Origin of the sequence: Burkholderia sp. MSHR3999, from assembly GCF_000833595.1 — a bacterium.
In the GTDB taxonomy this organism is placed as follows: Bacteria; Pseudomonadota; Gammaproteobacteria; order Burkholderiales; family Burkholderiaceae; genus Burkholderia; species Burkholderia ubonensis.
This window is the reverse complement of the sequence record NZ_JRFO01000002.1, coordinates 118,077-143,636: the sequence shown is the minus strand read 5'-3', so window position 1 is coordinate 143,636 and position 25,560 is coordinate 118,077. Positions and strand designations below refer to the sequence as shown.

General features: G+C 65.8%; 24 protein-coding genes and 1 pseudogene. 10 read left to right on the top strand and 15 right to left on the bottom strand.

Annotated elements, in window-relative coordinates; all coding sequences use genetic code 11:
• Window positions 1-304: 304 nt before the first annotated feature.
• The 8 genes and pseudogenes from KY49_RS11400 to KY49_RS11370 all read right to left on the bottom strand — a co-directional run bounded on the left by KY49_RS11400 (window position 305) and on the right by KY49_RS11370 (window position 10,515).
• A complete protein-coding gene (locus KY49_RS11400; RefSeq protein WP_042584783.1) occupies window positions 305-3,010 on the bottom strand; it encodes a TcfC E-set like domain-containing protein in 2,706 nt (901 codons plus the stop codon).
• A 91-nt stretch (window positions 3,011-3,101) separates the two neighbouring features.
• Complete coding sequence (cblA, locus tag KY49_RS11395; RefSeq protein ID WP_042584782.1) at window positions 3,102-3,602, bottom strand: cable pilus major pilin CblA; 501 nt, start codon at window positions 3,600-3,602, stop codon at window positions 3,102-3,104.
• 3 nt (window positions 3,603-3,605) lie between these two features.
• Window positions 3,606-4,397, bottom strand: coding sequence for a fimbrial protein (locus KY49_RS11390; RefSeq protein WP_269433286.1), 792 nt, complete (start codon window positions 4,395-4,397; stop codon window positions 3,606-3,608).
• A 565-nt stretch (window positions 4,398-4,962) separates the two neighbouring features.
• Window positions 4,963-5,115, bottom strand: a pseudogene (locus tag KY49_RS35385) (3-deoxy-7-phosphoheptulonate synthase); the annotation flags it as partial.
• A 109-nt stretch (window positions 5,116-5,224) separates the two neighbouring features.
• Complete coding sequence (locus KY49_RS11385; RefSeq protein ID WP_052495644.1) at window positions 5,225-6,193, bottom strand: fimbrial protein; 969 nt, start codon at window positions 6,191-6,193, stop codon at window positions 5,225-5,227.
• A gap of 110 nt (window positions 6,194-6,303) precedes the next feature.
• Window positions 6,304-8,907, bottom strand: coding sequence for a fimbria/pilus outer membrane usher protein (locus KY49_RS11380; RefSeq protein ID WP_042584780.1), 2,604 nt, complete (start codon window positions 8,905-8,907; stop codon window positions 6,304-6,306).
• 148 nt (window positions 8,908-9,055) lie between these two features.
• Complete coding sequence (locus KY49_RS11375; protein WP_231636377.1) at window positions 9,056-9,802, bottom strand: fimbrial biogenesis chaperone; 747 nt, start codon at window positions 9,800-9,802, stop codon at window positions 9,056-9,058.
• A gap of 137 nt (window positions 9,803-9,939) precedes the next feature.
• The gene (locus KY49_RS11370; RefSeq protein ID WP_080402322.1) at window positions 9,940-10,515 is read right to left on the bottom strand and encodes a fimbrial protein; all 576 of its coding nucleotides are present in this window, start codon (window positions 10,513-10,515) and stop codon (window positions 9,940-9,942) included.
• A 66-nt stretch (window positions 10,516-10,581) separates the two neighbouring features.
• Here KY49_RS11370 and KY49_RS37080 point away from each other — a divergent pair, with 66 nt between their 5' ends.
• Window positions 10,582-10,911 (top strand): hypothetical protein, encoded by a 330-nt coding sequence (locus KY49_RS37080; protein ID WP_143136008.1) that lies wholly within the window; start codon window positions 10,582-10,584, stop codon window positions 10,909-10,911.
• Between the two features lie 70 nt (window positions 10,912-10,981).
• On the opposite strand, the gene KY49_RS11365 is transcribed toward KY49_RS37080, so the two are convergent.
• Window positions 10,982-12,112 (bottom strand): 3-deoxy-7-phosphoheptulonate synthase, encoded by a 1,131-nt coding sequence (locus tag KY49_RS11365; protein WP_042584778.1) that lies wholly within the window; start codon window positions 12,110-12,112, stop codon window positions 10,982-10,984.
• Window positions 12,113-12,232: 120 nt separating this feature from the next.
• Window positions 12,233-12,940, bottom strand: coding sequence for a YceH family protein (locus KY49_RS11360; protein WP_042584777.1), 708 nt, complete (start codon window positions 12,938-12,940; stop codon window positions 12,233-12,235).
• A 308-nt stretch (window positions 12,941-13,248) separates the two neighbouring features.
• On the opposite strand from KY49_RS11360, the gene KY49_RS11355 reads away from it, so the two are divergent.
• Window positions 13,249-14,106 (top strand): class I SAM-dependent methyltransferase, encoded by an 858-nt coding sequence (locus tag KY49_RS11355; protein ID WP_042584776.1) that lies wholly within the window; start codon window positions 13,249-13,251, stop codon window positions 14,104-14,106.
• Between the two features lie 115 nt (window positions 14,107-14,221).
• The gene (locus KY49_RS11350) at window positions 14,222-14,989 is read left to right on the top strand and encodes an SDR family oxidoreductase (protein ID WP_042584775.1); all 768 of its coding nucleotides are present in this window, start codon (window positions 14,222-14,224) and stop codon (window positions 14,987-14,989) included.
• An 18-nt stretch (window positions 14,990-15,007) separates the two neighbouring features.
• Here the strand turns inward: KY49_RS11350 and KY49_RS11345 are convergent, their stop codons facing one another.
• The 3 genes from KY49_RS11345 to KY49_RS11335 are packed head-to-tail and all read right to left on the bottom strand — an operon-like array spanning window position 15,008 to window position 17,438.
• Entirely contained in the window at window positions 15,008-15,712 is a 705-nt protein-coding gene (locus tag KY49_RS11345) for an MOSC domain-containing protein (protein ID WP_042584774.1), read from the bottom strand.
• Entirely contained in the window at window positions 15,709-16,605 is an 897-nt protein-coding gene (locus KY49_RS11340; RefSeq protein ID WP_042584980.1) for a dihydrodipicolinate synthase family protein, read from the bottom strand. The genes KY49_RS11345 and KY49_RS11340 overlap by 4 nt, the downstream gene beginning before the upstream one ends.
• Window positions 16,606-16,655: 50 nt before the next feature.
• Window positions 16,656-17,438 (bottom strand): aldolase, encoded by a 783-nt coding sequence (locus KY49_RS11335; protein ID WP_042584773.1) that lies wholly within the window; start codon window positions 17,436-17,438, stop codon window positions 16,656-16,658.
• 128 nt (window positions 17,439-17,566) lie between these two features.
• On the opposite strand from KY49_RS11335, the gene KY49_RS11330 reads away from it, so the two are divergent.
• Together KY49_RS11330 and hutC are read left to right on the top strand one after the other, a co-directional pair.
• Window positions 17,567-18,109 carry a helix-turn-helix domain-containing protein gene (locus tag KY49_RS11330; RefSeq protein WP_042584772.1) on the top strand — a complete coding sequence of 181 codons (543 nt, stop codon included), beginning with the start codon at window positions 17,567-17,569 and terminating at the stop codon, window positions 18,107-18,109.
• Between the two features lie 32 nt (window positions 18,110-18,141).
• Entirely contained in the window at window positions 18,142-18,879 is a 738-nt protein-coding gene (hutC, locus tag KY49_RS11325; RefSeq protein ID WP_042584771.1) for a histidine utilization repressor, read from the top strand.
• 9 nt (window positions 18,880-18,888) lie between these two features.
• On the opposite strand, the gene KY49_RS11320 is transcribed toward hutC, so the two are convergent.
• The gene (locus KY49_RS11320; RefSeq protein ID WP_042584770.1) at window positions 18,889-19,740 is read right to left on the bottom strand and encodes a phytanoyl-CoA dioxygenase family protein; all 852 of its coding nucleotides are present in this window, start codon (window positions 19,738-19,740) and stop codon (window positions 18,889-18,891) included.
• 299 nt (window positions 19,741-20,039) lie between these two features.
• Between KY49_RS11320 and KY49_RS11315 the strand changes: the two genes are divergently transcribed.
• From KY49_RS11315 to KY49_RS11305, 3 genes are all read left to right on the top strand, one after another.
• Window positions 20,040-20,519 carry a helix-turn-helix domain-containing protein gene (locus tag KY49_RS11315; protein ID WP_042584769.1) on the top strand — a complete coding sequence of 160 codons (480 nt, stop codon included), beginning with the start codon at window positions 20,040-20,042 and terminating at the stop codon, window positions 20,517-20,519.
• Between the two features lie 13 nt (window positions 20,520-20,532).
• Entirely contained in the window at window positions 20,533-21,093 is a 561-nt protein-coding gene (locus KY49_RS11310; RefSeq protein ID WP_331456545.1) for a nucleotidyl transferase AbiEii/AbiGii toxin family protein, read from the top strand.
• 228 nt (window positions 21,094-21,321) lie between these two features.
• The gene (locus tag KY49_RS11305; protein ID WP_042584768.1) at window positions 21,322-22,185 is read left to right on the top strand and encodes a LysR family transcriptional regulator; all 864 of its coding nucleotides are present in this window, start codon (window positions 21,322-21,324) and stop codon (window positions 22,183-22,185) included.
• Window positions 22,186-22,215: 30 nt separating this feature from the next.
• Here the strand turns inward: KY49_RS11305 and KY49_RS11300 are convergent, their stop codons facing one another.
• Window positions 22,216-23,400, bottom strand: a complete 1,185-nt coding sequence (locus tag KY49_RS11300) for an amidohydrolase family protein (protein WP_042584979.1) — start codon at window positions 23,398-23,400, stop codon at window positions 22,216-22,218.
• A gap of 424 nt (window positions 23,401-23,824) precedes the next feature.
• Here KY49_RS11300 and KY49_RS11295 point away from each other — a divergent pair, with 424 nt between their 5' ends.
• Entirely contained in the window at window positions 23,825-24,442 is a 618-nt protein-coding gene (locus KY49_RS11295) for a glycine zipper 2TM domain-containing protein (RefSeq protein WP_042584767.1), read from the top strand.
• 415 nt (window positions 24,443-24,857) lie between these two features.
• Window positions 24,858-25,364, top strand: a complete 507-nt coding sequence (locus tag KY49_RS11290) for a GNAT family N-acetyltransferase (RefSeq protein ID WP_042584766.1) — start codon at window positions 24,858-24,860, stop codon at window positions 25,362-25,364.
• Window positions 25,365-25,560: the final 196 nt, after the last annotated feature.

Below are 25,560 nucleotides of genomic sequence, written 5' to 3'. Positions count from 1 at the left end.
CATGGCCGCCGACGCATCGAGCGAGATCGCCCCCAGCGCAGCGGCGAGCACAACGGCCCGCCAGTGAGATTTATTTGCTCGTGTCATTTGAATTGCTGTGTCCTTGTGTTCGGGGTGTCGTCAGCGCCACTGCGCGACGGCCACTACCGGGCGGTACTTCATGCGACGAGAAGCAATGCACCGCGCGCTTGTTCCTCGAAACGCGATGCCGTACAACCGGCATCTCGCTCATCGAAGCGGATCAACGTCCGGCATGACGCAGGCGGATCAGTCCGCCCGCGCCGGTCCGGCCGTGTCCAATCACTTACTGCGACGCGTCATCCACACCCGTCGTCCGCGCCCGCACCGACGACATCACATAGCGCTGCTGCAGCAGCTTCTGCACGCGCGCCTGCTTGCGCAGCGCATCGGGCAGCGCATCCGGCCCGGCCACTTCGCATCGCACCTTGCCGACCATCATCAGCACGTCCTGACGGCGCTCGACGTGCAACGGGCACCGCATCAGCGTCGGCCCGTCCACGACGAATAGTTCGTCTTCCTTGTGGTCGAGTTCGGCAACGAAACCACCCTCGCCGTCGAGCGGCGGCATCGAGCCGTTGAGAATCACGCTGTCCGACAGCGGTATGCCGCCCGCCGAGAACGCTTGACCGACATACGTGTACGTCACCTTCGCCTTGACGTCGCGCATCGCGAGTTGCCCGGGCACCATGAACAGCGTGCGCTTGCCGAGACCTTCGGTCACGCTCGTGGCTCCCGCAGCCGACTGAGCGCCGGCGTCGTTCACTTCCGTCGTCACCGGCGTGAATGCGGAGACCGGCAACAGCGCGCGCTGCCCGAAACCCACCTTGATCTTTCTGCTGGCCGCACTGCTCACTTCGGCCGCCATCCCGTGCGCATCGTCGCGGTTGCCGACCTTGACGGCAAAACCCGCGAGCGGATCCGATTGCGACGCGGATGCGCCCAGGAAGACCCCCTGCCGGGCAACCGCGAACGACGACGAGTAGCTCGCCGTCACCGAGGGGTTGTTGCCGCCGCTTTCGCGGCTGTAGCTGTTCGCGACCGACGCGGCAACGTCGCCATAACGGCCGTTCCAACGGCCCTGAACCGAGCCTGTCAGGCTGTCGGTGCCATAGCCGGACACGCCAAGCGCGACTTCGCGATAAGTGTCGCCATGCCAGTTCCAGTTGCGATCGAGCGTGTAGTTCGTCGTCGTGTTGCTGCGATCCGTGCGGACGTCCACGCCCGCCGCGGTATAGGCGGACGCGCGCCCCGGCTGCGTCGCGGGTTGGGCCATCGACAGCGTCACGCCGACGTAGCCGCCATACTCGTTGTTCGCGCCGGCGCTGCGGTTCGCGTATGCGCCCACCCGCAGGTTCGCGTTGATCTTGCGCCACGTCACCGATCGCGACAGCGCCAACTGAAGGGCGCGCGACACACGGTCGTCCTGCGCGGAGACAGGCCTGGACCACGGGCGGTCCGCCTCATCGACCATCCAGTTCTGCGAGCGGCCGACGCTCTTGTTGTACGTGTAACCGAGCATCGCCGACCAGCTTCCGATCGGGAACGAGACGGTTGCATTCAGTGTGTCGTAGCAGCCGACGTCGCGATACGACACCGACGGGCCGTTGCACGATGCGCCGCGCATCTGATAGCGATACACGCTCCACGACACGCCGTCGGCGAACGAAATCTGCTGCGTATTGCCGCGTGCGCCGTCGTTCCCGACAAACACCGCGCCACCGGCGGAGAGAACACCCAACGGAAACGCATGACGCCACTCGAGCGCCGTTTCGTTGTAGAGCTTCCCGCCGACGGTCGCGACGCCGCTCGTCAATGTCACATCGCCCGGCAGCGGAATGCGGACACCCGCCGCGGCGGCCACGCCGTTCGGCGCGTCGCGGTCGGCCGCGCGTCCTGCCTGCGCGAACCATTGCCGCGTGCGCGAGTTGATCCCGCCGCCCGTCTTCGTAAACGGTGTCGTCTGCGTGCGCACCTGCACGCCGTTCTCGAAGATGCGCAGCGTGAGCGGATACGTGCCCTCCGGAAAGCGCGAGGTATCGAGCGAATTGACGCCGGCCTTCATGTAGGCCGTGCCCAGCAGTTCGTTGCCGCGGTAAGCGTCGATACGCGAATCGCGCGGCAGCAGCAGCGTGACCGGCGTACCTTGCTCCGCGACTTCGGGGTTCGTATACGCGAGCGTCGTGCCGACGCGCACGCCGTCGAGTGTGCCGACCGGCAACATCGTGAAACCGAAGTTGCCGCCGAGCGTGCTCGCGAGGTTGCGATTGTCCATCCGCCCGGCCTGCGCATAGTGCTGCGAGCCGATGTCGTGGCGGTAGTAAATGTCCTGCAGATCGACGCGACTGTCCGAATTCGTCGCGTAGCTCGAATGGGTAAATGCCCAGTTGCCGCCGATGAAGCTGTTCGGCGTGAGGCCGAGCGCGCCTGTGCCCGAGACGGACAGGCTCTTGTAGCCACGCCCGCCGGAGAGGTTGATCGTCTGCTGATGGATCAGCGCGTTCTCCGTCATCGGCGAAGGCTCGCGGAAACGGCGGTCGCGCTCCTCCGTGCTCAGCCAGTCGCGCGACAGAAACAGCTCGATGTTGCCGTTGCTGTCGTCATAAATCACGGCCGCGCTGTCGGTCTCGACATACCCGCAGCCGTTCACGCCGGCTTGTCCGCCGCACGCGAGATTGCCATTGCGCGCCATCGGCTTCGACAGCGCATCGCCGATCTGCGACACGTCCTTCGTCGGGTCGAGATGCTTGCCGAGCGCCATCAGCAAACGCGCGGGCTCCTCGAAGCGAATCGTCCCGGGCGTCACGAACACCCGAAACAAGCCGAGCGACTCGCCAAGAAAATTGACGTCGATGCGCTCCTCGCTTCCCGTCACGATGTCCTCGAATCCCGCCGGCACGGCCGAAGCGGCGCATGCGGGCGACACGAGGTCACCCACACACAGCGCGCTGAGGCATGCAACGGCAGTCTTCTTGAGATCGAATGGGATCATGAGTGATGAGAAAGCGTAGGAGAGAGGAGAAAAAGAGGAGAAAAAAAACGGGCGCGCCCGTCAGGCGCGCCCGCCAGTGAAACGGTGAGGTTTAGCCGCCCGATGCCGCGCTTTGCGTGACGATCACGCTGACGACGCCTTGGTAGCTACCCGACGCCGTCAGGGCTTCGGCCTTCTTCTGCTTGATCGACAGCGCAAGCACGTTCGAGCCTTGCGCCAGTTCGCCGGTGAAGATCTCCGACGCCTTCAGCGTTGCTGCCGTGGTGCTCAGCTCGGTGCTGCCCAGGCTGACGGCCAGCGGAACTTCCGGGGCGCCCGGGTTCGTCTGGTTCTTCAACGACGGATCGGCCGCGAGACGAATCTGCAGATCCTTCGCCTTGTCGTTCGTGAAGATCTTCGTGTTCACTTCGGTGGCCTGAAGGCCCGAGCCCGGCAGATATTGCATCTGCATGGTCGTCGGCAGCGCCGAGCCGTCCGCAGACAGCATCTCGAGCGTCGTGTCGACGTTCGCGGTCACGGTGATGTCCTTCTGCACGGCGTAAGCCGACATCGACATGAGCGCAGCGGCGGCGATCGGAACGAATTTCAGCATGGGTTAATCTCCCTGGTTGGTTGAAACAATGGTTCGACCCGGTTGGGTCTCGGTATTCGCGCTCGACGCGCTCATCGTGTTGATGGAATGCGCGGGCACGACCTTCTGCTGTACATCCGACATTCCCTCCACCCGATATTTGATCCGCACGTAAGGTGCGGGATGCAGCCCGTCCAGCTTGAATTGCTGGTCGGGATAGACGCTGCGTTCAAACTTCGTCCACTGGCATGACGATTCGTCCCGCTCGGACTGACACGCGCCGGCTTTGAGCAAGCCGATCCGGACATTGCCGGTATTGGTCAGCGAGCCGTGCGACACGTTGAGATCAGGCAACGCCGTTTTCGGCAACACCCGAATGAGCGGCGCCCAGACGAGACTGAAGTTGACCTGACCGGATACATCGCCCGCCGTGCCGGAATCGGCGTCAGCGTCGGACGGCGCTGCAACGGGCTGCAGATAGACGCGATAAAGCACCTCCTTCTGCGGCACGCCCAACGGAATCACGCGAACGAGCCGCGTTCCGCCGGCCGGCAATGCGAACTTGGCCGGCGAGATCACGATCGCGTCGTCGCCGGAGCTCATGCCGCTTACCTCACGCTCATGAGGTGTCGCCGGATCGATCACGCGCTTCACGATTGCCTTCACGTACTGCGTCGTTTCGGATTTCGAATAGACGCGCAACTGCGCCGCCGATTTTCCGCCCGACCCTATCGATGCAGCCATCGGATAGACGGTCATGTTCGCGCTGGCGACCGATGAGGCAAGCGACATCGCGATCGCAGCAAGCAACACCATTCCCACACGGGACTTTTCCTTTGACTCGATTCGCATAACTTAGTAATTAGAAATTCATTTCACATTCGACGACCTGCCCGACTTCGCTCAAGCCATTTCAGACGACTGTTAATGGATGCGGCAGTTCTTGTGCAGCCAGCGTCGTGTCAGGCATGTCGGCTACCGCAACGCATCGCATGAATTGAATTTTCACAAACTAGACTAGGACCGAATATAGGAATGGTCCTAAAAATGGCAGCATATGCGTCGATTGCGCACGATCATGTCGACAAGTTACTAAATTTCCGCGAGCTACGCGCCACCTTGCGCGTGGCGCAGCAAACATGGGCAGAAGACGTGTCGGACGCTGACAGACCATCGGGTCATCAGACGCGACCATCCGGAAAACGAGGGGCAATGCACCGGGCAGGACGCCCGCGTGCAGGGTGACATGCGTTACCGCAGCGAGCGCGCATTCGGCAAGCAGGCAGGCAGGGAGGGGAGGGAGGAAATGAACGCTCGCGCGGCCGATCTCCGTCGACGCACCGAACGTGGCGGCGGCGGGCCCAGGCCCGCCGCCGCAACATCACGCGTTACGCGAATACACCCGGCGATGCCTGACCGCCTCGGCCAGCACATCGAGCACCGGCTTCGTCTGCGTCCAGCTCAGGCATGCATCGGTGATCGACACGCCATACTTCAGCGGCACGCCCGGCGTCAGCTGCCGCGCCTCTCGAAGATCCAGCAGGCGGTCGCGGTGTTCGCGCCCGGCGACACGACGACACACGCCATAAGCGCCATATGGCGCGGTGCGGGGCGAACATTTCTTGATGATCGATGCAGCCCGGTCACTGATAGTCCAGCAACACGGTCATTGCGCCGTTCACGGTTCCCGGTTTGACCGTCGCGTCCGTCTTGATGTAGGACGCCTGCATCGGAATCGCATACGAACCGCCCGTCGCTTTGTTATAAGCATCGATCTTGATCGACGTGCCGAAAACCGCGGGCACGCCCTTGTCGTCGGCGAGCCTGATCTTCACGCCGCTCGCGGTGGAACCGTCGGTGAGCGGCAGCACGCCCGGCGCATTCGCGATCACGCCACCGCGCGGGTCAAGCGCGTACCCGACGCGGTTGTATCCTTTCGGACAGTTGTCGACACGAATCTGGAAACTCTGCGTGCCGAGCGTCGACCCGACGTCTCCGAATTTGCTCAACTGCGCGTTGGGCAACTTCACGGTCTGGGCTGGCACCGAGCAGGTACCGTCGATCGTCGTGATCGTTCCCAGTAGGCTAATATGGGTACTGTCGATGCTGGCGTCGTCTGCCTTCGTGAAGATCGTGAAGTACTCTCGAGACCACGCGTAAGGGCCCGTGAGATCGCCGCTTGACATCACTCCACTGCCCCTGACCAACTGCACTTCGAGCGGTTGATTGATAACGATCGGCGGGTCGTAGATCTTAAACCTGTCAGGTTCATACGCCTGGCCATTGATCAGTAGACGCGTCGACACACCCGACACGTTCGTCGGAATCGTCGCAGTCACTCCAAACTGGCTATCACCATTGATGTAGTTAAAAAATGACCACATCGCACACGTCTTCCCATGGCACACCTGCGTCGGCGCGATATAGTATCTCGCCAGGATCGTCCCCTTGGCCGCGCTTCTCGGGAGCGAGATCTGCTGCCCGAATGCATTGATACGTGTCTGCGCGCTGGCGGGCGACGCCGTTGCGGCAGCTGCAGCCACCATGAATGCGATCGCATGCAGTCGCCGAGCGGCACTCGCGCTCACCCTTTCAATTATCGTGATCGTCATCTCAATTCCTCTTTCCTGCCCGTATTTGCTCATCGTCCGCGCACGGATAGCCTGACAGCTCCGTCGCATGAAGCCGGCCGGCCCGCTTCATCGGCGAGCCGGGGCGGCCGTTACTGTTCCGCGCACACTGCATCGACGCGCCGTACCGCGTTTTTATGCACACCGCTTTTCGCAATCGGCAATGCATAGCGAATCGAACACAGCGCCTTCGCATCTTCGCTCCAGCGCACGGCTAGGGTGCCGCTGTCGTCGAGCCCGCGCGCGAAGATCCGGCTGCCCTGCCCGACGATGCCGATCTCCTTGCCCGCCGCATCGACCACCGCCGCACCGAACGGCAGCGCGCTGCCGTCAGCGCGACGCGCATCGATCACCGCCGACTTGCCCGACACCGTCGGGAACTCGATCATCGGCACCGCCCCGGCGCGCGGCGCGACCTGCTGCTGCGTCAACTTGATTTCCACGTCGGTCGACAACCCTTCCGGATCGATCTCGATCGCATTCATCGAATACGGCGTCAGGTACGGCACGACCGCATAGCCGCGCCAGTCGACGCGCGCCCCCGGCGAATTGAGCACGCGCGCGCCCGCCGCATCCGGCGCGTTGACGATCGCGAAGGTCTCCGACAGCGGCTGCGCGAGCGTCACGCCGCCGCGATGCGCGACCACCCCGCCACGGACGCCGAGCGAACCCTGCTGATAGCCGGTGCCCGCACCCGCCGTCGCCGACACTTCGCCGTATGCACCGCGATACACGATCGTGCCGCTGCCGTCGTTGCTTGCGCGGCCGCCGCCGGACGACCGGTTCCCCGTCACGCTGTACGACAGGCGATCGTCGTGGAGCGCCGAGCCCGACAGCGTCGCGAGCGCCTGCATCTCGCCGCGCGTGTTACGCGAGAAGCTCGTCGTCGCCATCGTCGACGAAGTCTTGCCGAGCGGGATCGTCGCGCTCACGTAGTACTGCGTCTCGTTCCTGCCGATGCTGTTCTGCTGGCGCAGCACGGACGCGCTGTAGCTGATGCCGCGGAACATATTCGAGTAGGATGCCGAATAGCTGACATCCGAACCGCTGCGGTTCCAGTAGTTCATTGCGGACACGGTTAGCGCAAGCCGGCCGGCTCGGTCTCCGAACGACTGGTTGACCGACAGCGACGCGCGGCTGCGCTGCCGCGCGACCGAGTCGACCGAGCCCAGGTTCGCGACGCGCTCGCGCACGCTCATCGCGTCGTTCAGCCCGAAATAGCCGCTCGTCGAATAGCGATAGGCGGCGATCGTCACGTCGGTCTGCGTCTGCGGAATCGACTTCGAGTAGCTGACCCGCGCACTCGTGCCGTTGAAGCGCCTGACGCCCGGCACCGAGGTGCTGGCTTGCGTGAGGTCCATCCCGATCGCGCCGAACGGCGTGTTGAATGCGCTGCCAAGCATGGCCGACAGATAGCCTTGCGCGACGGTCAGGCCGCCGTATCCGGTCAGCAGGTTCGTGATGCCCTGCTGCCAGGTGCCCTGCATGAACAGCGGATCGCGGTCGCTCTGCGTGTCGCGTACCGTTCCCGCGACGAAGCTGTAGCGATGAACGCCCGGCCGCAACGACATCGGCACCGCCGCGTACGGCACGCTGAACTGGTGCACGGCGCCGTTGGCTTCCGTCACCGTCACCTTCAGGTCGCCGCCGTAGCCCGTTGCATAAAGATCGTCGATCTCGAACGCGCCCGGTGCGACCGTCGTTTCGTAGATCGTCACGCCGTTCTGGCGGATCGTCACCTGCGCGTTGCTGTTCGCGACGCCGCGCACGACCGGCGCATAGCCGCGCATCGATTCCGGCAGCATCCGGTCATCCGATGCGAGTTGCACGCCGCGGAACTGCGTCGAATCGAACAGCTCGCCCGTCGTATACGATTCGCCGACGGTCAACTGCGCTTTGAGCGCCGCGAGATCGCGGCGCACGTAGGTCGCGATGTCCTGATACTTGCCGCCGCCCGCCGTCGCCCAGTTGTACGAGCCTTCGTGCCGGAAATGCCACTTGCCGAGGTTCACACCGGCCGTCAGGCCGACATAGCCCTGCGTGATCGTCGGTCCACCGGAACCACGGCGCGTATAGAGGTTCGCGTTGTAATTCAGCATGCCCGCCGTCACGCCCGCATCCCAGCGATCGGGACCGACGTAGCCGCGCGGGCTGCGACGCAGCACCGTCTGCGGAATGCTCAGGCGCAGACGTTGTTCGTCGAACGCGAAGGCGGCCGTGGCGTTCGGGATCGCGTCCGGCAGCTCCATGCAGGCACGTTCGTCGCGCAATTGCGCAAGCGTGGCCGCATGCAGCCGTTCGACGTCGACGCCGATATCCTGCAGCAACGCCTCGTCGAAACACGGTTGCGCATCGGGTGAATGCGCGGATGCGCGAAACTTGACTCGGGCGCTCGTGACGAGGTTATCGTTGACGTAGACGTCGACGCCATACGTGCCCGGCAGCACCGCGTTGCCCTTCTCGAAGCGCGAGATGTCGGCCACGTCGCGCCCGTTGTCGGTCAGAAAGCCGCTGTCGAACTGGACGCTCGCCACCTGAGTCGCCACGGCTTGCGCGTCGTCAGCGGCAGCCGACGTCACCGGCGCGGCACTGGCGTTCGCGTGCCAGCCGGCGATCGCCGACAGCACCATCGAATAGAGCAAGCTGACGCGCGGCGCAGAACGCGCGGCGGCGCCACCGTGTAGAAACAGATTCATGTTTACCCCGAATTTTCTTCGGATCACGAAACACTTTATGCATTCGTCTGGAATGCATGCCGCCCGCGGGATCGCGCGGATCCGAAATCAGATTGCTCGTACCTCGGGCGCGCCTGGCTCGATCGAGCCGGCGGACGCATGCCCGGTATCAGTCGTGCGGCTTGTCGCCGATATTGTTTTTCTTGGGCGGCTTGATCGCGCCCCAGTCGTCAATGGCGCTATATTCGACCGCCGCGTGAGCAGGCACGGCGCCGAGCCCCTCAACGGGAAACGTCGCGGAATCCTGCGGGCGGACGAAACCCGGCTGCAACGTGTACTTGCGGCCGTCCGCGTCGAGTTCGATCGCGCCGAGGTTCACGACATATGGCCCGGCATTCGCCGCCTTGAGCGCGACGCCTTGCCCGCCCTGTTGCGGGACGATCTGCCAGCGCAGGTGGTCGGCCGCCGTGGCAGCGCTGCCCGGCAATCCCGCCGGGCGATACATCACCTTGATGCGCGTGCGGAACGCGAGCTGAATCCGGTTCGCGTCGTCGTTGCCTTCCGCTTTCGGCGGCACCTCCAGCACGTTCAGCCAGAACAGCGACTCACGGTCGGCCGGCAACGGCTCGCCCGTGTACAGCATGCGCAGCGACTGCCCCTTGCCGGGATCGAGGCGGAACATCGACGGTGTCAGCGCGAACGGCACGGCGATCTGTTCCGGCGACTGCTTCTCGTTGCCGGTGTCGATCCACGCCTGGACAAGCGCCGGCGTCGTGCCGTCGTTCAGCAGGCGAACCGTCACTTCGCGATTCTCGCCAGGAAAAATCACGCGGGTCCCGGTGATGACGACGCTTGCGTGCACGCATTGGGCCCACATGGACGCGCACAGCGCGAGCGCGGCCAGGGATTTCGGCATCCTCCAGTTCATAAGTCAACTCGTTCGGTGGGTCGTATTCAAGCTGCGGCTCCGAATGGAACACGCCGGAAAATAGGTCTACGGGGAAACGGGAAACCACTCCGCGTAAGGCAGAGCGGTTTCCCTGCGAGCACGATTTACTGGTAATCGAGCGAGTATTGGACACGCGAATTCGCGGAACCCGCGGTCGACTTGCCGGTTGCGTAGTATTCGGCGAAGTAATTCAGCGTGGCGCCGCCGTCCTTCAGCGCGACAACCTGCGAGTTTTGCTGCGAACCTGCCAGGCCTGCCTTGATCGGCTCCTGCGCATCGTTCAGCAGGTTGATCTGGACGTTCGACGCGACGGTATCTTCCGCGCCGGCCGACACGAGATTCAGGCGACCGCTTGCCGAATCGACCGTGCTGCCCGCTTCGAACACCGTCGACACCTTCGTCGAATCGCCCGTGCAACCGCTCAGCTGGATCGAGAACGGCGTGCGGCCTGCCACGTCGCCGGCATTCGCAAGCGCGCTCGCCGATACGCTCGGCAGCTTGACCGTCATGTTCTTGCCGCCGCTTGCACCGCCGCCCGCAGCGATCGTGCAGGTCGTCGACAGCACTTTGCCGTTGAACGCGATTTCGCCGTCAGCAGCCATCGCCGGCACAGCCGCCGCGACGAGCGCCAGAACCGCCGAAGCCCGAGCGATATGCCCGATGTTCATTTTCTTGGTCATGTGTTTTCACCCTATCGTTCAGATTACTAATCGAATTGAAACGACGCTCGCGTATGGCTTTTCGCGTTGAATACGCTGACTACCGCAACGCATCGCTCGATTAGCATTCTCAAAAGATTGGGGCGGAAGGAATATGAGAATCTTCCTAAAATTGCCAAATCAGCAACAATTGTCGACGCAGTCTCGGAAAATGAAATCCGAGGACTCGCGATTCATGCGACGAGTTTCGACGAAGAATGTCGAGTGCAAAACTCGAAATGCAGGGATACGAAAGATGTAGCCAGTCAGGTCCCCCGCGTGATCACCGTCGATCTAGCGGCCGGGCAGGCAGGAATGGCCATCTTCCGACGTGAGAATCTCGCCGACCGTGTACGCGCGTCTGGCGAGCATGGTTGAAAACGTATGCTTGGCTAAGCTTCGCCAGCATATCGAACGAGGTGACGGCGGGCCGGAACCCGCCGCAACATCACGCGTTACGCGAATACACCCGGCGATGCCTGACCGCCTCGGCCAGCACATCGAGCACCGGCTCCGTCTGCGTCCAGCTCAGGCACGCATCGGTGATCGACACGCCATACTTCAGCGGCACGCCCGGCTTCAGATCCTGCCGCCCCGCCTCGAGATGGCTCTCCACCATCACGCCGACGATCCGGTGCTCGCCCTGCGCGAGCTGCCGCGCGAGATCCTGCGCGACGTCGATCTGCCGTTCGTGCGACTTGTTCGAGTTCGCGTGCGAGCAATCGACCATCACCTGCTCGCGCAACCCCGCCGCGCGCAGCACCGCGCAGCTCGCTTCGACGTGCGCGGCGTCGTAGTTCGGGCCGTTCTTGCCGCCGCGCAGGATCACGTGCGCGTCGTCGTTGCCGCGCGTCTCGAAGATCGCGGCCATGCCCATCTTCGTCATCCCCATGAACGCGTGGCTCGCGCGCGCGGCGACGATCGCGTCCGACGCGACCTGCACGCCGCCGTCGGTGCCGTTCTTGAACCCGATCGGGCAGCTCAGGCCCGACGCGAGCTGCCGGTGGCTCTGGCTCTCGGTCGTGCGCGCGCCGATCGCGCCCCACGCGATCAGGTCGGCGATGTACTGCGGGCTCAGCAGGTCGAGGAATTCGGTCGCGGCCGGCAGGCCGAGCGCGTTGACGTCGAGCAGCAGCTGCCGCGCGGCGCGCAGCCCTTCGTTGATGCGGAAGCTGCCGTCGAGCCGCGGATCGTTGATGTAGCCCTTCCAGCCGACCGTCGTGCGCGGCTTCTCGAAATAGACGCGCATCGTGATCAGCAGGTCGTCCTTGAGCGCGTCGGCGGCGGCCTTCAGGCGATGCGCGTACTCGAGCGCCTGGTCGTGGTCGTGGATCGAGCACGGGCCGACGACGATCAGCAGCCGATCGTCGCGGCCGTGCAGGATGTCGCCGATCGCCTTGCGCGTGTCCTCGACGAGCGTCTGCGTGGCGGGCGGCACCGGCAGCTCGTCCTGCAGCAGCGCCGGGGAGATCAGCGGACGGACGGCGCCGATGCGGACGTCGTCGATGCGCGTGGTGTCCTGCGTCGCGTCGGCGGTGCCTACCTCGCGATCGTGTGAAGGATTGTCGAGGTTTTTCATGGTGATCTCCGGGGGACTTCGAGTAGAAATGGCAGGCTCGATTATCTCACCCGGCCGTCGCGGCAGCGGCCGGCGCCGGGTCGCACGCCGGCCCGACCCGGCGCGCGCCGTCCGCTTCGCTCAGGACGCGCCGGCCGCCCGATCGACTTCGATCCCCAGTTCGGCGGCCATCCGCTCGACGAGCGCCTGCAGCCGTGCCACCTCATCCGCGAGACGCTTCTGCTCGGCCTTCAGCGCCTCGAACTCGGACGGCGGAACGGAATCGGCCCCGCCTGCATCCTGCCCCGCGAAGTCGCTCACGCTCACCTCGCCGCACATCAGGTGCATCCAGCGGTTCTCCCGCGCGCCGGCCGCGCGCGGCAGCTTCACGACGAGCGGCGGCTCGCGCGTCGCCAGCTCTTCCAGGAACGCCTCGACCGACGAAATGTCCGCGAAGCCGTGCAGGCGCGCGGTATTCAGGCGCAGCTCCGCGGCGGTCTGCGGGCCGCGCAGCAGCAGGATCGTCAGCAGCGCGATCGCCTGGCTCGGGACGCCGAGCACGCGGTTCATGTTGTGCTCGAAACGCGGCACGCGGCTGCTGCTGCCCTCCATCACGATGCTCAGGTGCTTCAGCCCGTCGATCGCGGTCGTCACCTCGGCCTCGGTGACGTTCATCACCGGCGAGCGCGCGGTCTTCTGGTTGCAGCCCGCCGTCAGCGCGTTGAGCGACAGCGGGTACGTATCCGGCACCGTGTGCTGTTTCTCGACCAGCACGCCGAGAATGCGCGCTTCGAGCTGCGTCAGTTCGCGAAGGGGGCGGGGCGAAGGAGTATCCGGAGTGGTGTTCATGGGTGGCGTCGCGGCATGCTGCGTGTGAAAGGGAAGCGGATCAGGGCCCGGCGGCGCGCCGGGCGGGCGAGCCATATGATAGCCGGTGCCGCGCCGCCGGAGCGTGCGGTCGCGTGTCGCGGCATTCGTCACATTCATCGCATGCGTTGCGCGTGTTGCATCGGTTGCAATCGCTAAATGCGCTGCGTCAGCCGCGCTCGCCGAATGCGCTGCCCGAATCGCGGGTAACGCGCCGGCTTGGAACCGCCGCGCACGATGACTACACTTTGTGCGCGGCTCGAACTTTCGCCACGAGACAGGAGGTCGTCATGCAAGACAAGCAATCCGTCGCACCGGAAAGCACCGCTTTGCGCGTCGCGCTGTGGCGGGCCATGCACACGGAGGTCGATGCGCCGCCGTATGTGCTCGAAGACGATATCGGCCTGCAACTGATCGCGCCGGACGAAGACTGGCGCGACCGTCCCGACATGCACCCGCAGGGCACGCGCGGCTTTCGGGCGTCGGTCGTCGGACGCGCGCGCTTCATCGAGGATCTGGTGGCCGAGCGCGCCGACCGCGGCATCGCGCAGTACGTGCTGCTCGGCGCGGGCCTCGACACCTTCGCGCAGCGCCGGCCGGGCCTCGCGTCACGCCTGCAGGTGTTCGAGGTGGACCAGCCGGGCCCGCAGGCATGGAAGCGGCAGCGCCTGATCTCGCTCGGGTTCGGCGTGCCGGAATGGCTGCATCTCGTGCCGGTCGACTTCGAGGCCAGCGATTCGTGGCTCGAGAAACTGGCGGCGGCGGGTTTCGCGACCGACCGGCCGGCGGTCGTCGCGTCCACCGGCGTGACGATGTACCTGAGCCTCGACGCGATCAAGGCGACGCTGCGGCAGATCGCGTCGCTCGCACGCGGCACGACGCTCGCGATGACGTTCCTGCTGCCGCCCGAACTCGTCGAGCCGGCGGACCGCGCGATATATGAGGCGGTGATGAACCGCGCGCGCGATTCCGGCACGCCGTTCGTGAGCCTCTTCAGTCCGGCCGAAATCCTCGCGCTCGCAAGCGAAGCCGGCTTCAGCGAAGCCCGCTGCGTGTTGCCGGCCGATCTCGCGCAACGCTATTTCAGCGGACGGACCGACGGGCTCCGGCCGGTCGACGGCGAAGTGTTCCTCGTCGCGACCGTGTAGATCGCGCAACGGCGTTCGCGTTTGCGCGACGCAAACGCCGGCGCTACGATACGCGTTCGTCAGGCGGGGCACGACGCACACGCGCCCGTTCAACCTCCATCCGCTTTTCATCGACATGCCCAGCCCGTCCACTCCATTCCCGGCCGTTCGCGCGATCGTCACCGGCCACACGCGCGGCCTCGGCGCCGCGCTCGCCGCGCAACTGCTGGCGCGCGGCATCGCCGTGCTCGGCCTGTCGCGCAGCCGCCATCCGTCGCTCGGCGCGCAAGCCGGCGAGCGCTTCGCCGAAGTCGAACTCGATCTGTCGGAGCCGGCACGCGTCGAAGCCTGGCTCGCCGGTGACGCATTGAGCCGCTTCGTCGACGGCGCATCCACCGTGCTGCTGTTCAACAACGCCGGCACCGTCGAGCCGATCGGCCCGCTCGACGCGCAGGACCCGGCGGCCATCGCGCGCGCGGTCAGCCTGAACGTCGCGACGCCGCTGATGCTGTCGGGCGCGCTCGCACAGGCCGGCGCCGACACCGTCGAGCGCCGCATCCTGCACGTGTCGAGCGGCGCGGCGCGCAACGCGTACGCGGGCTGGAGCATCTACTGCGCGACCAAGGCCGCGCTCGACCATCACGCGCGCGCGGTCGCGCTGGATGCGACGCGCGGGCTGCGCATCTGCAGCGTCGCGCCGGGCGTCGTCGATACCGGCATGCAGGCGACGATCCGCGCGACCAGCACCGATCGTTTCCCGCAGCGCGAGAAGTTCGACCAACTGAAGGCGAGCGGCGCGCTCGCGACGCCGGACGCGGCCGCGCGGCAACTGATCGACTACGCGCTGAGCGATGCGTTCGGCGCCACGCCGACGGCCGACGTGCGGGAGCTGGCGGCCGGATAAGCCGCGCGCCGCCGCCCGTCACCCTTCCAGCCGCTTCGTCCAGTCTTCGACCGTCCGTTCCGTCCGGCGCCGCTCGAGCATCTTGCGCCAGGCGGGCGGCAGCGTCCCGATGCCGCACAGCGCGTCGAGCGCCGCCATGTCGAGCGTGCGCCGGTACAGCACGTCGAGCACCGCCGACAGCGGCCATTCCGGATGGGGGCGCGCGTGCAGCGCCAGCACCGCGCCCGGCTCCACCCACCCTTCCTCCAGCACGCGGTAATACCATCCGGTCCGTCCGCTTTGCTGCACGAGCGCGGCCATCCGCGGATGCTCGAAACGCGCATTGAGCTTCCAGCAGGGCTGCCGGGACTGCGATAGCTGAAGCACGGCGCCGCCCAGCGTGAAGACGTCGCCGATGCAGACGTCGCGCTCGGTCACACCCGACGTCGACAGGTTCTCGCCGAATGCTCCCGGTTGCGCGAGCACGCCGCGTGCGCCGATCTGCGCGGACCACCACGCGTAATGGTCGAACGCGTAGTGGTGGACCGCCTTGTCGGCGCCGCCATGATGCCGGCGGTCCGCCTGCTCGTCGCCCGCGAAGCCGAGCGCGCCCAGCCACAGGCGCGCCGGCACCGGCCGCTTCGCGATCGCGCTCGCGTGGGGCGTACCGGCCAGCGGCCGGCACGCCCCGACGAGCACGGCCCCGATGCCCGCGTCGATCGCCGGAAGCGCGTCACCGCTCATGCCGGCTCGCACACCGGCAGCGCGGCAAGCAGGCGCGCGAGATCGCGCGTCCTGTCCTCGCCGAGCGGCAGCAGCGGCTTTCTCGGTTCGCCGGCGTCGAAGCCGCGCAGACGCAATCCGGCCTTGACGGTAACCGGCAGGCCGCCACTGACGATGAATTGCAGCAGCGGCAACTGCGCGTGGAAGACCTCTCGCGCCCGCGCCAGGTCGCCCGCCCGAACGGCCTCAACCAGCGCAAGCGGCAAACGCGCGTTCAGGTTCGGCGCGGCCGTGCACCACCCGGCCGCGCCCGCGGCCAGTGCGGCGAGCGCCATCGGATTGCTGCCGTTGTAGAACGGAATCGTGCCGTCGCTCAATTGCGCAAGGCGGTGCATCCGCATGATGTCGCCCGTGCTCTCCTTGACCATCGTGACGTTGTCGACGGTGCGGCAGATCGTGGCGATCAGCTCGGGCGACATGTCGACGCCGCTCGTCGCCGGGTTGTTGTAGAGCATGACCGGAATGCCGATCGCATCGCCGATCGCGCGATAGTGGCCGACGATCTCGTCGTTGCTGAGCTTCCAGTACGACACCGGCAGCACCATCACCGCATCGGCGCCGGCCTGCTCGGCAAAGCGGGCGCGGCGCACCGCGCCCGCGGTGGTCAGGTCGGAAATGCCGACGACCGTCGGCACGCGTTTGCGGACCGCCCGAATCGATGTGTCGGCGACTGCCTCCCATTCGGCGTCGGACAGGTACGCACTCTCGCCCGTGCTGCCGAGCGGCGCGATGCCGTGAACGCCATCGGCGACCAAACGCTCGATCAGCGCGTCAAGCGCTTTCAGGTCGACGTCGCCGCCGGCGGAAAAAGGGGTAACCGGGTAGGCAATGATGCCTTGCAGCAGGATTGACACGATTTGCACTCCAGAATTAAAAGTCAATGCAGACCAGTTGAATCGATGGTTCAGGCAACGCAATCGGGATGCGTGCGAAGCGCGCGGCGGGCGTAATACTCGAACGTCACGGCGTCGCGCTTCGGCTTCGAGATCCAGTCGTGCGCTTCCTGCGCCAGCGCCGGCGGAACCGGGCGGATCGTGCCGGCCGACATCGCGAGCAATTGCAGCTTCGCGGCGCGTTCGATCAGCAACGCGAGCACGCAGGCCTCCTCGATCGTCGTGCCGACCACGAGCTGGCCGTGGTGAGACAGCAGGATCGACCGCTTGTCGCCGAGCGCCTTCGAAATGATTTCGCCTTCCTCGTTGCCGACGGGCACGCCGGGCCAGTCTTTCAGGAACGCGCAATCGTCGTAGAGCGGGCACGTATCCATATGCGATACGACGAGCGGCTGCTCGAGCATCGACAGCGCCGCGACATGCGTCGGATGCGTATGGATGATGCAGTTCACGTCGGGGCGCTGGCGATAGATCCACGTATGAAACCGGTTGGCCGGGTTCGGAATGCCTTCGCCGTCGACGACCTCGAGATCCTCGTTGACCCGCAGCAGGTTCGCGGCCGATATCTCGTCGAAACCGAGCCCCAGCCGCTGCGTATAGTAGGTGCCGGCCTCGTCCGCGCGGCAGGTGATCTGCCCGGCCAGGCCGGAGTCGTGCCCCGCGTCGAACAGGATCCGGCACGTGAGCGCAAGCTTCTGCCGCACGGTCCAGCCGCTCTCGCCCACCTCGCTCTCGAGACGCCGCTGCGCGAGCGCAACGAGCGCCGCCTTCGGCAACTGCAATGTTTCCGCCATATAGCCTCCTCAATCGAAAGGACGTGCCCGTCATGCGCATCCGTTTGCGCACTTCATGACACAAAGCCGATTATATGACACATTGTGTCATGCGTTACAATCGGTTTTTCAAAAGAAACCTGTGCCCCATGACGATTCGCCTGAAGCTGTTGAGAAAGCAAAAGGGCTGGACGCTCGATGTGCTGGCCGATGAGACCGGCCTCACCAAGAGCTATTTGTCGAAGGTCGAGCGCGGCTTGAGCGTGCCGTCGATCGCCGTTGCGCTGAAGCTGTCGAAGGCGTTGAACGTGGATGTCGAGCAACTGTTTTCGGAACGCCACAATCGCGAGCTGATCACCGTGACGCGCGCGGACGAGCGCGCCGCGCCGGGCGGCAGGTCCGCCGGGCATGCGCAGGCGTTCGAGAGCATCGCGGCCGGCGTCGCGCCGAAGAAGATGCTGCCGTTCATCGTCCGGCCGCCGCACGAATTCGCCGCGTCGACGTTCCGCGAGCATGACGGCGAGGAATTCCTGTTCGTGCACAAGGGGCGCGTCGAGATCGAGTTCCCGAACGAGACGGTGCAGCTCAAGGTGGGCGACTCGGTCTACTTCAATGCGCTGATTCCGCACCGCACGCGAAGCCTCGGCGCAACGCAGGCGGAGATTCTGGTCATCGTGAGTCACGAAGACTAGAATCGTCGCTTCTCCCCGCCCAAGGATTCCCGATGGTCAAGAAGGCCACCGCGCCGTTCCAGCAGATCAAGACGCTCGTGCGCCGGAACATCGAATCCGGCGACTGGCGTCCCGGGGACCGCATCCCGTCCGAGCTCGATCTCGCCGCGCAATTCGGCGTCGCGCGCATGACGGTGAACCGCGCGCTGCGCGAGCTGACCGACGAAGGCGCGCTGAAGCGCGTGGCGGGCGTCGGCACCTTCGTCGCCGAGAACAAGCCGCAATCGAACCTGCTGATGATCGCGCACATCCGCGACGAGATCCGCGCGCGCGGCCACGAATACCGCTGCCGCGTGCTCAGCCGCGCAAGCGAGCCGGCATCGTTCGACGTCGCGGCCGCGTTCGGCCTGCCGGTGAACACGCCGGTGTTTCACGTCGTCTGCGTGCACGAGGAGAACGGCCGGCCGATCCAGCTCGAGGATCGCTACGTGAATCCCGCCGCCGCGCCGGGCTTCATCGACCAGGATTTCCAGCGCGAGCCGCCGTCCGAATATCTGTACAACAACGTGTCGCATCACGAACTGGAGATCGAGCACGTCGTCGATGCGTCACTGCCGACGCACGAGCAGGCGCAACTGCTCGACATGCGCACCGGCGAGCCGTGCCTGACGCTCACGCGCCGCACCTGGACCAACGGCCTGCCCGTCACGTTCGTGCACTTCCTGCACCCGGGCAATCGCTACCGGCTCGGCTCGCGCTTCAAGCCGGGCGCGGGACACAAGCAGACCTGAGCGGCGCGCTCAGAGCGCCGCCGCCTGCCCGGCCTCCTTCGACCACACGACCGGAAACAGCGGATGCGCAAGCGGCGCGCCGTCCGGCAGCTCGTCCGCGAGCCCCGGGAAATCCGGCGACGTCTTCCAGCGCCGCGGCGCATGGCGGATATCGTCGCCGACGAAGCGGATCGAGAACGCGCGCCGGCGATTCCGCGCGCCGCCCGATGCATGCAGCGTCAGCATCCGGAAGCACACCATGTCGCCCGGTTCGAGCGCCCAGCGCCGGATCGGAAACGCGGCGCGGTCCGCTTCGATGTCCGGCAGGTCGGCGAGGCTGCCTTCCGGAAACCACTTCGCTTCCCGGTCCATGAACGTGCGCGGCATCAGCCACGGGCCGCGATGCGAGCCGGCGATGAATTCGAGCGTCGATTCGAGCGGCACCGGATCGACCGGAATCCACATGCTGACGTTGTCGTCGCCTTCGATGTTGTAGTACGGCTGGTCCTGGTGCCACGGCGTGCGCTGCCGCGTGCCGGGCTCCTTGACGAGCAGGTGGTCGTGATGGAGCCGCACGGTGTCGACGCCCATCAGCGCCGCCGCGACGGACGGCGCGGGCGAACGCACGATGAAGTCGCGGTACGCGGCGTTGTGCCGCCAGTTGCAGAAATCCTCGAAGAACCAGCCGGGATCGTCGGGCCGGCTCGCGACCTTCGCACGCGTGCTCGGGCGCGCGAGGTTGTCGTCGATGCCGGACTTGAGCGTCGCGATCTCGTCAGGCGAGAAGATGCCCTTGATGCAGACCGCGCCTTCCGCGCGAAACGCTTCGATCAGCTCGGGCGTGACGGCTTTCGCGACGCGGTCTTTGATGTTCGTGATCATGGCTCGCCTGTCGGTTGGATAGGGTCAATCGCGGGTCCGTCCGGCTGTAAACGCCACGCCAGATGAGGGCCTGCGCAGCGCGCGAACGCTTCGGATTTCGATGACGCCGAAGCGCAGTCTAGACCGCTTTATTTTTGACAACAAGCGGAGAAATTTGGTGTTAAGTGCCGCTGATTGGTGTTGTCATCCGATCGCAGTCTATACAGTAACTTGAGCAAAATGATGCTCGCGCCGCATTCAGTGATGTAGGATATACTTTACATTTACCGGCTATCCAGGATCGCCGGCGGGAGGTCATCATGCAGCTTTACGAGATTGGCCAGGCTGTTGCAAAACGGCGGGCGGAACTCGATCTCACACAGGCTCAACTGGCAAAGCTCGCCGGCCTGTCGCGTTTCACCGTCAATCAGCTCGAAACCGGCAAGGTCAAGGATCTCGGCATCAACAAGCTGATTCCGCTGCTGAGCGTGCTCGGCATCGAACTGACGACCCGGCCGCGGCCTGACCAGAAAGGTCTCTACAAGGCCACGGTGAGTGCAAACGTCAGCTACAAAGGAGACCTGACCGAACGTCTGCTGGCAGACGCGCTCGCCACGGGGCGGATCCCGGAAGGGTATGAATCGCAGCTTTCGGTCGTTCTCGACGAGGTTCCGGTGTCGGTCGTGGTGAAAGCGGCCGAAGAGGTTGCCACACGTTCGGGCACGCCGCTCCGGCAAATCTGGAAGCACCTCGCGGCCTGGTCGAAAGATCTTCATCTTTATCGGGGAATCTGGGGATGACCGCCCTATACCTTTGCCCGACGGCCCTTGGCAGGGCCTGTTTCGCCACGCATTAACACTCATCGACGAGATACGGATACATGGCACGGCCAATCCGTTCTGGACGTTCGGTGGCGGCACCGTCCTGATGCTGCGTTACGGCCATCGCATGAGCAAGGACATCGATATCTTCGTTCCCAATCCGCAGTACCTCGGGTACGTCAAATCTCGCATCAGCGACGCGGCATCGGATATCACGACCGACTACGAGGAACACGCCGAATTCGTGAAACTCGTGTTGCCTGACGGCGAGATCGACTTCGTCGTTTCCCGGAACCTGACCACCCCCGGATTCGACGAGTGGACGCTGATGGATCATCCGATGAAAGTCGAAACTGCTGCGGAGATCGTCGCAAAGAAGATGTGGCATCGCGGCGATCGCCCGACTGCGCGGGACTTGTTCGATCTCAGCCTGGTGATAGAACGGGAACCGGACAGCTTGATGGCAGCGGGGGGAGTTCCTGATTCGCCATCGCGAAACCTTTCTGCGAATCCTGGACGAGCACCGCGATTTCCTGCTGCCGCGCTTCAATGACATCCGGACGCTCGGTTACGCGCCATCGTTCGACTACTGCGCCGGACTGGCGACCGAATTCCTGCGGCAATTTCCCAAGTCAGCGGCTGATCGCAGATCGCGCCCCCGGGCCTAGCCATTGCACCACCCCCGCCCGGGTGAAGCAGCGATTGCCCGCCGCGGCCGCGCATGTTAAAAGTCGCAGCACGTATTGGGAAATGAAATACTCAAACCCGAAGAAGTGCAGAAATGAATAGACCGCTGTTCGACCTGGACCTGCTGCGCGCACTCGTGATGGTCGCCGATTGCGGCAGCTTCACGACCGCGTCCGCGCGCCTGCATTCGACCCAGTCGACCGTCAGCCAGAAAGTGCGGCGTCTGGAGGACATTGCCGGGCACCGGCTGCTCGATCGCGGCGCGCGCGACGTGCGCCCGACCGACGCGGGCGTGACCGTGCTCAGCTACGCGCGCCGGATGCTCGCGCTCAACGACGAGATGCTCGAAGCGCTGTCGGGCGCGACCGTGGCGGTGACGATCCGGCTCGGCGTGCCCGACGATTTCGCGGCGGGCAACACGACGCACGCGCTCGCGGCATTCAAGCGCCGGCATCCGCAGGTCAAGCTCGAAGTCACCTGCGGGCTGAGCCGCGACGTCAGCGCCGCATACGACCGCGGCGACCTCGATCTCGTGCTGATCAAGCAGCGGCGCGACAGCCGCGAAGCGGTCGTGCGCTGGCCGGAGAAGCTGAAGTGGATCGACAGCGCGAAGCATCCGTCGATCGATCTCGACCCGGTGCCGATCGTCGCGTTTCCGCCGCGCGGACTGTACCGGGACGACATGATCAAGGCGATCGAGGAGCGCGGCCGCCGCTGGCGGATCAGCTTCACGACGTCGAGCCTGAGCGGCATCCAGGCCGCCGTCGCCGACGGGCTCGGCATCAGCGTGCTGCCCGCGCGCGCGGTCACGGCGGAGCACGTCGCGCTGAGCGCGAAGCAGGGCTTCGCGCCGATCGAGAACATGGACATCGCGATCCTGCACCGCCCCACCGCCGATCCGATGGTCAAGGAACTGACGAAGACGCTCGCCGCGATGCTGGAGCGCGAGCGGCGGTGACGCCGCGGCCCGGCAGCGGCGCTCGTATCTTCAAACCAGCACGCCGTCGCGCGCGACGATCTTCCCCGACGACACCACCAGCCGGCGCACGGGCCGCGCGACGACCGCCTCGGCGGGCGTCAGCGCGTCGACGAGCACGAGGTCCGCGCGGCGGCCGGCCTGCAGCCCGTAATCCGCGAAGCCGCAGCCGCGCGCGCCGCCGTCGGTCACGCAATCGAGCGCGGTCTCGAGCGCGTCGTCGCGGCGGTAATCGTTGCGCATGGCGATCAGCATCGCGCGCTCGAGCATGTCGGGCGATCCGTACGGCGACCACGTATCGCGTATCCCGTCGTTGCCGCCGACGACGGTCACGCCCGCCGCGCGGCAGGCGGCCAGCGGCGGCACCGCGACCGACGCCGGCGCGGTCGTGACCAGCGCGACGCCGAGCGCGGCCATCCGCGCGAGCAGCGCGTCGCGCGCGCGTTCGTCGATCTCGCCGAGGCAGAACCCGTGGCTGATCGTCACCTTCCCCTGCATCCCGAGCGCGGCCGTGCGCTGCAGGATCAGGTCGAGCGAGAACGCGCCCATCGTCGACGGCTCGTGCAGATGGATGTCGAGCCCGCGCCCGAAGCGCTCGGCGATCCCGAACAGCACGTCGACGGCCTCGGCCGGGTCGCCTTCGATCGCGCACGGGTCGAGCCCGCCGAGCAGGTCGGCGCCCGCGCGCAGCGCGTCGGCGAGCAACGCGGCGGTGCCGGGGCGCTTCAGCACGCCCGATTGCGGAAACGCGACGATCTGGATGTCCATCTGCCCGCGCAGCGTGTCGCGCGTCGCGAGCACGCCGTGCAGATGGCGCAGCCCGGCGTCGGTATCGATGTCGACGTGCGTGCGCAGCCGCGTCGTGCCGGCGGCGAGAAACGCGCGCGCGAGCGCCAGCGACTGCGCGCCGGCGTCGTGGCCGCTCGTCGCGCGCCAGCGCCGCTCGTGCTCGATGCGGTCGACGAGGCGCGGGCCGACTTCGTTGCGGTACCACCGCATGCCCCAGTGCGTCTTGTCGAGGTGCGTGTGGCCTTCGACGAGGCCGGGCAATACGAGCGCGCCCGCGCCGTCCTCGACCGCGCAGCCGTCCGGCGCGTCGAGCGACGGCCCGAGCCGCGCGATGCGGTCGCCGTCGATCAGGAGGTCGAGCGCGTCGCCGGCGCCCGTGCGGAGATTGCGGATCAGCAGGCTGGTCATCGGCATATCCATTCGTCTAAACGATTCGAAGCGATGCGCGAGCGTCTCATCGCGCAAACCGCAGCGACGGCGTTGATGAAGATGCGGTCAGTCATGACACGGTGGCGATGAGGCGATCGCGCCGCAGCCAATATGGGCGGAACCGCAGCCGGCGCCGCGCGACCGTGAATGGGGAATCCGGTCACGATATCGGACGCCCGTGCGCGGCGCCAATTAATTGTCGCGATGCCGCGCATTCGATTTTGCGATGCGCCGCGGTCAGGCGGGCCGGCCATATAGACGCCGGGATTTACGCGGCAACAGACTTTACACGTTGTTACCCGGCCGCTCCGGACGTGCCTGCGGCCATTCCTTATACTCACGCCGAGTTCGCCCCCCGTCCCTTGATCCCCTCGGCGAACACGTTGCCGATGCAGGAAACATCATGAAGCGCATGCCCTCCACGAAGACCGTTCTGTTCGCCTCGCTCGTCGCCGTGGCGGCGCTCCCGCTGACTGCCTGCGTCGCGCCGGGCTATGGCCCGTACGGCGCGCAGGGCTATCCGCAGCAGCAATACGCGACGCCCGGCTATGCGCAACCCGCGTACTCGCAGCCCGGCTACGTGCAGCAACAGCCCGCCTATCCGAACCAGGCGCCGTCTCCGTACGATTCGCAATACGGCAACCAGCAGTATGGGAACCAGTATGGCAACCAATACGGCACGCAGTACGGCACGATCACGAACATCCGCCCGGTCAGCAGCGCCGTGGCGCCGGCGGGCGTCGCCGGCACCGTGGTCGGCGCGCTGCTCGGCGGCGTGATCGGCAACCAGTTCGGCCGCGGCCACGGCCGTGATGCGGCGACCGTGATCGGCGCGCTCGGCGGCGCGGTGGCCGGCAACCAGATCGGCCAGCAGATGGGCGCGCAGCAGGCGCCGAGCAGCTACCGGGTCGACGTGCAGGTCAGCGACGGCTCGACGCGCGCGTTCGACGTGCCGACGCCGGGCGACCTGCGCCCGGGCGACCGCGTGCGGATCGACGGCAGCCAGCTGTCGCGGTACTGATTTCGGCGGCACGACGTCCTCGGTCGACGTCGTGCCCTTGACCGGCGCGACGTCACGCGCCGCGCCGCCCGCTTTGCTTCGTACGCGCCGCCAATAAGACGCGGCGCACCACTCCTTCCCCATCCTCAAGCTCACGCGCCGGAAGCACGCGACACGCGATTCCAGGCAGCCCGCTTTCCCGCCTTGCCGCACGGCCCCGGCGAATGACCGCCGCAAGATCGGCCAGCCGAACCCGCTGCGTGGATCATGTCGTTCAGCCGCACGCCAGCCGACAAGCACGACACGGTCGCGCGCATCACCGCGTCATCACGGCGGCTTCGATCGGCAAAGCAGGCGTTGCCGAATCCGATTAGCATGGACGCGCCCCGCGGCGTGACGCGCCGCGGATTCCGACGATCCACCAGACCAACGACACATGATCACGATTCGCCTGCTCGACGCCGCCGACGCGGCGCTGTTCCAATCCCTGCGCCTCCGGGCGATCGAGACTTCACCGACCTCGTTCCTGCCGACCCGCGACGAACAGGCCGCGCTCTCCCTCGACGAAGTGGTGTCGCGCATGCGCCCGACGCCGGAGCTCGCGGTATTCGGCGCGTTCGACGGCGACACGCTCGTCGGCATCACCGGTGTGCACCGCGATGCGCGGACGAAAGTCGCGCACAAGGCGACGGTCTGGGGCGTGTTCGTCGATCCCGCGTATCGCGGACGCGGGATCGCCCAGTCGCTGCTCGAACATGCGACCGCGCATGCGGCGCAGGCGTGGCAATGCCGCCAACTGCTGCTGTGCGTGAACGAGATCAACGGCACCGCGGAACGGCTATATGCGTCGCAAGGGTTCGTCCGATTCGGAACGGAGCCCCGGTCGCTGTTCGTGGACGGCCGCTTCTACGACGAACACCACATGGTCAAGACGCTGTCATGACGCAGCGAAGCGGCCTGCATATCCGCAAATATGTGGGCGCACACTCACTTCACGAACGCACCCCAAGGCATCCGTTGCCGTACATTTATGCGCAAAAACTTCAAATCAGACAGATACGCGGTCGAGCCCTGATCGACCCGGCACGCGGAATGTGACAAGCTCGCTCAGGCGTCATCCGATCCACCTTGCCAGAGGA

Coding starts and splice junctions, on each gene's coding strand:
- KY49_RS11350 (WP_042584775.1), top strand. CDS start 14,222: ATGCCCAGCCCGTCCACTCCATTCCCGGCCGTTCGCGCGATCGTCACC.
- hutC (WP_042584771.1), top strand. CDS start 18,142: ATGGTCAAGAAGGCCACCGCGCCGTTCCAGCAGATCAAGACGCTCGTG.
- KY49_RS11330 (WP_042584772.1), top strand. CDS start 17,567: ATGACGATTCGCCTGAAGCTGTTGAGAAAGCAAAAGGGCTGGACGCTC.
- KY49_RS11300 (WP_042584979.1), bottom strand. CDS start 23,400: ATGACCAGCCTGCTGATCCGCAATCTCCGCACGGGCGCCGGCGACGCG.
- KY49_RS11335 (WP_042584773.1), bottom strand. CDS start 17,438: ATGGCGGAAACATTGCAGTTGCCGAAGGCGGCGCTCGTTGCGCTCGCG.
- KY49_RS11360 (WP_042584777.1), bottom strand. CDS start 12,940: ATGAACACCACTCCGGATACTCCTTCGCCCCGCCCCCTTCGCGAACTG.
- KY49_RS11290 (WP_042584766.1), top strand. CDS start 24,858: ATGATCACGATTCGCCTGCTCGACGCCGCCGACGCGGCGCTGTTCCAA.
- KY49_RS11380 (WP_042584780.1), bottom strand. CDS start 8,907: ATGAATCTGTTTCTACACGGTGGCGCCGCCGCGCGTTCTGCGCCGCGC.
- KY49_RS11365 (WP_042584778.1), bottom strand. CDS start 12,112: ATGAAAAACCTCGACAATCCTTCACACGATCGCGAGGTAGGCACCGCC.
- cblA (WP_042584782.1), bottom strand. CDS start 3,602: ATGCTGAAATTCGTTCCGATCGCCGCCGCTGCGCTCATGTCGATGTCG.
- KY49_RS11315 (WP_042584769.1), top strand. CDS start 20,040: ATGCAGCTTTACGAGATTGGCCAGGCTGTTGCAAAACGGCGGGCGGAA.
- KY49_RS11390 (WP_269433286.1), bottom strand. CDS start 4,397: ATGGTGTTGCTTGCTGCGATCGCGATGTCGCTTGCCTCATCGGTCGCC.
- KY49_RS11320 (WP_042584770.1), bottom strand. CDS start 19,740: ATGATCACGAACATCAAAGACCGCGTCGCGAAAGCCGTCACGCCCGAG.
- KY49_RS11370 (WP_080402322.1), bottom strand. CDS start 10,515: ATGACCAAGAAAATGAACATCGGGCATATCGCTCGGGCTTCGGCGGTT.
- KY49_RS11345 (WP_042584774.1), bottom strand. CDS start 15,712: ATGAGCGGTGACGCGCTTCCGGCGATCGACGCGGGCATCGGGGCCGTG.
- KY49_RS11400 (WP_042584783.1), bottom strand. CDS start 3,010: ATGATCCCATTCGATCTCAAGAAGACTGCCGTTGCATGCCTCAGCGCG.
- KY49_RS11375 (WP_231636377.1), bottom strand. CDS start 9,802: ATGCCGAAATCCCTGGCCGCGCTCGCGCTGTGCGCGTCCATGTGGGCC.
- KY49_RS11305 (WP_042584768.1), top strand. CDS start 21,322: ATGAATAGACCGCTGTTCGACCTGGACCTGCTGCGCGCACTCGTGATG.
- KY49_RS11295 (WP_042584767.1), top strand. CDS start 23,825: ATGAAGCGCATGCCCTCCACGAAGACCGTTCTGTTCGCCTCGCTCGTC.
- KY49_RS11355 (WP_042584776.1), top strand. CDS start 13,249: ATGCAAGACAAGCAATCCGTCGCACCGGAAAGCACCGCTTTGCGCGTC.
- KY49_RS11385 (WP_052495644.1), bottom strand. CDS start 6,193: ATGACGATCACGATAATTGAAAGGGTGAGCGCGAGTGCCGCTCGGCGA.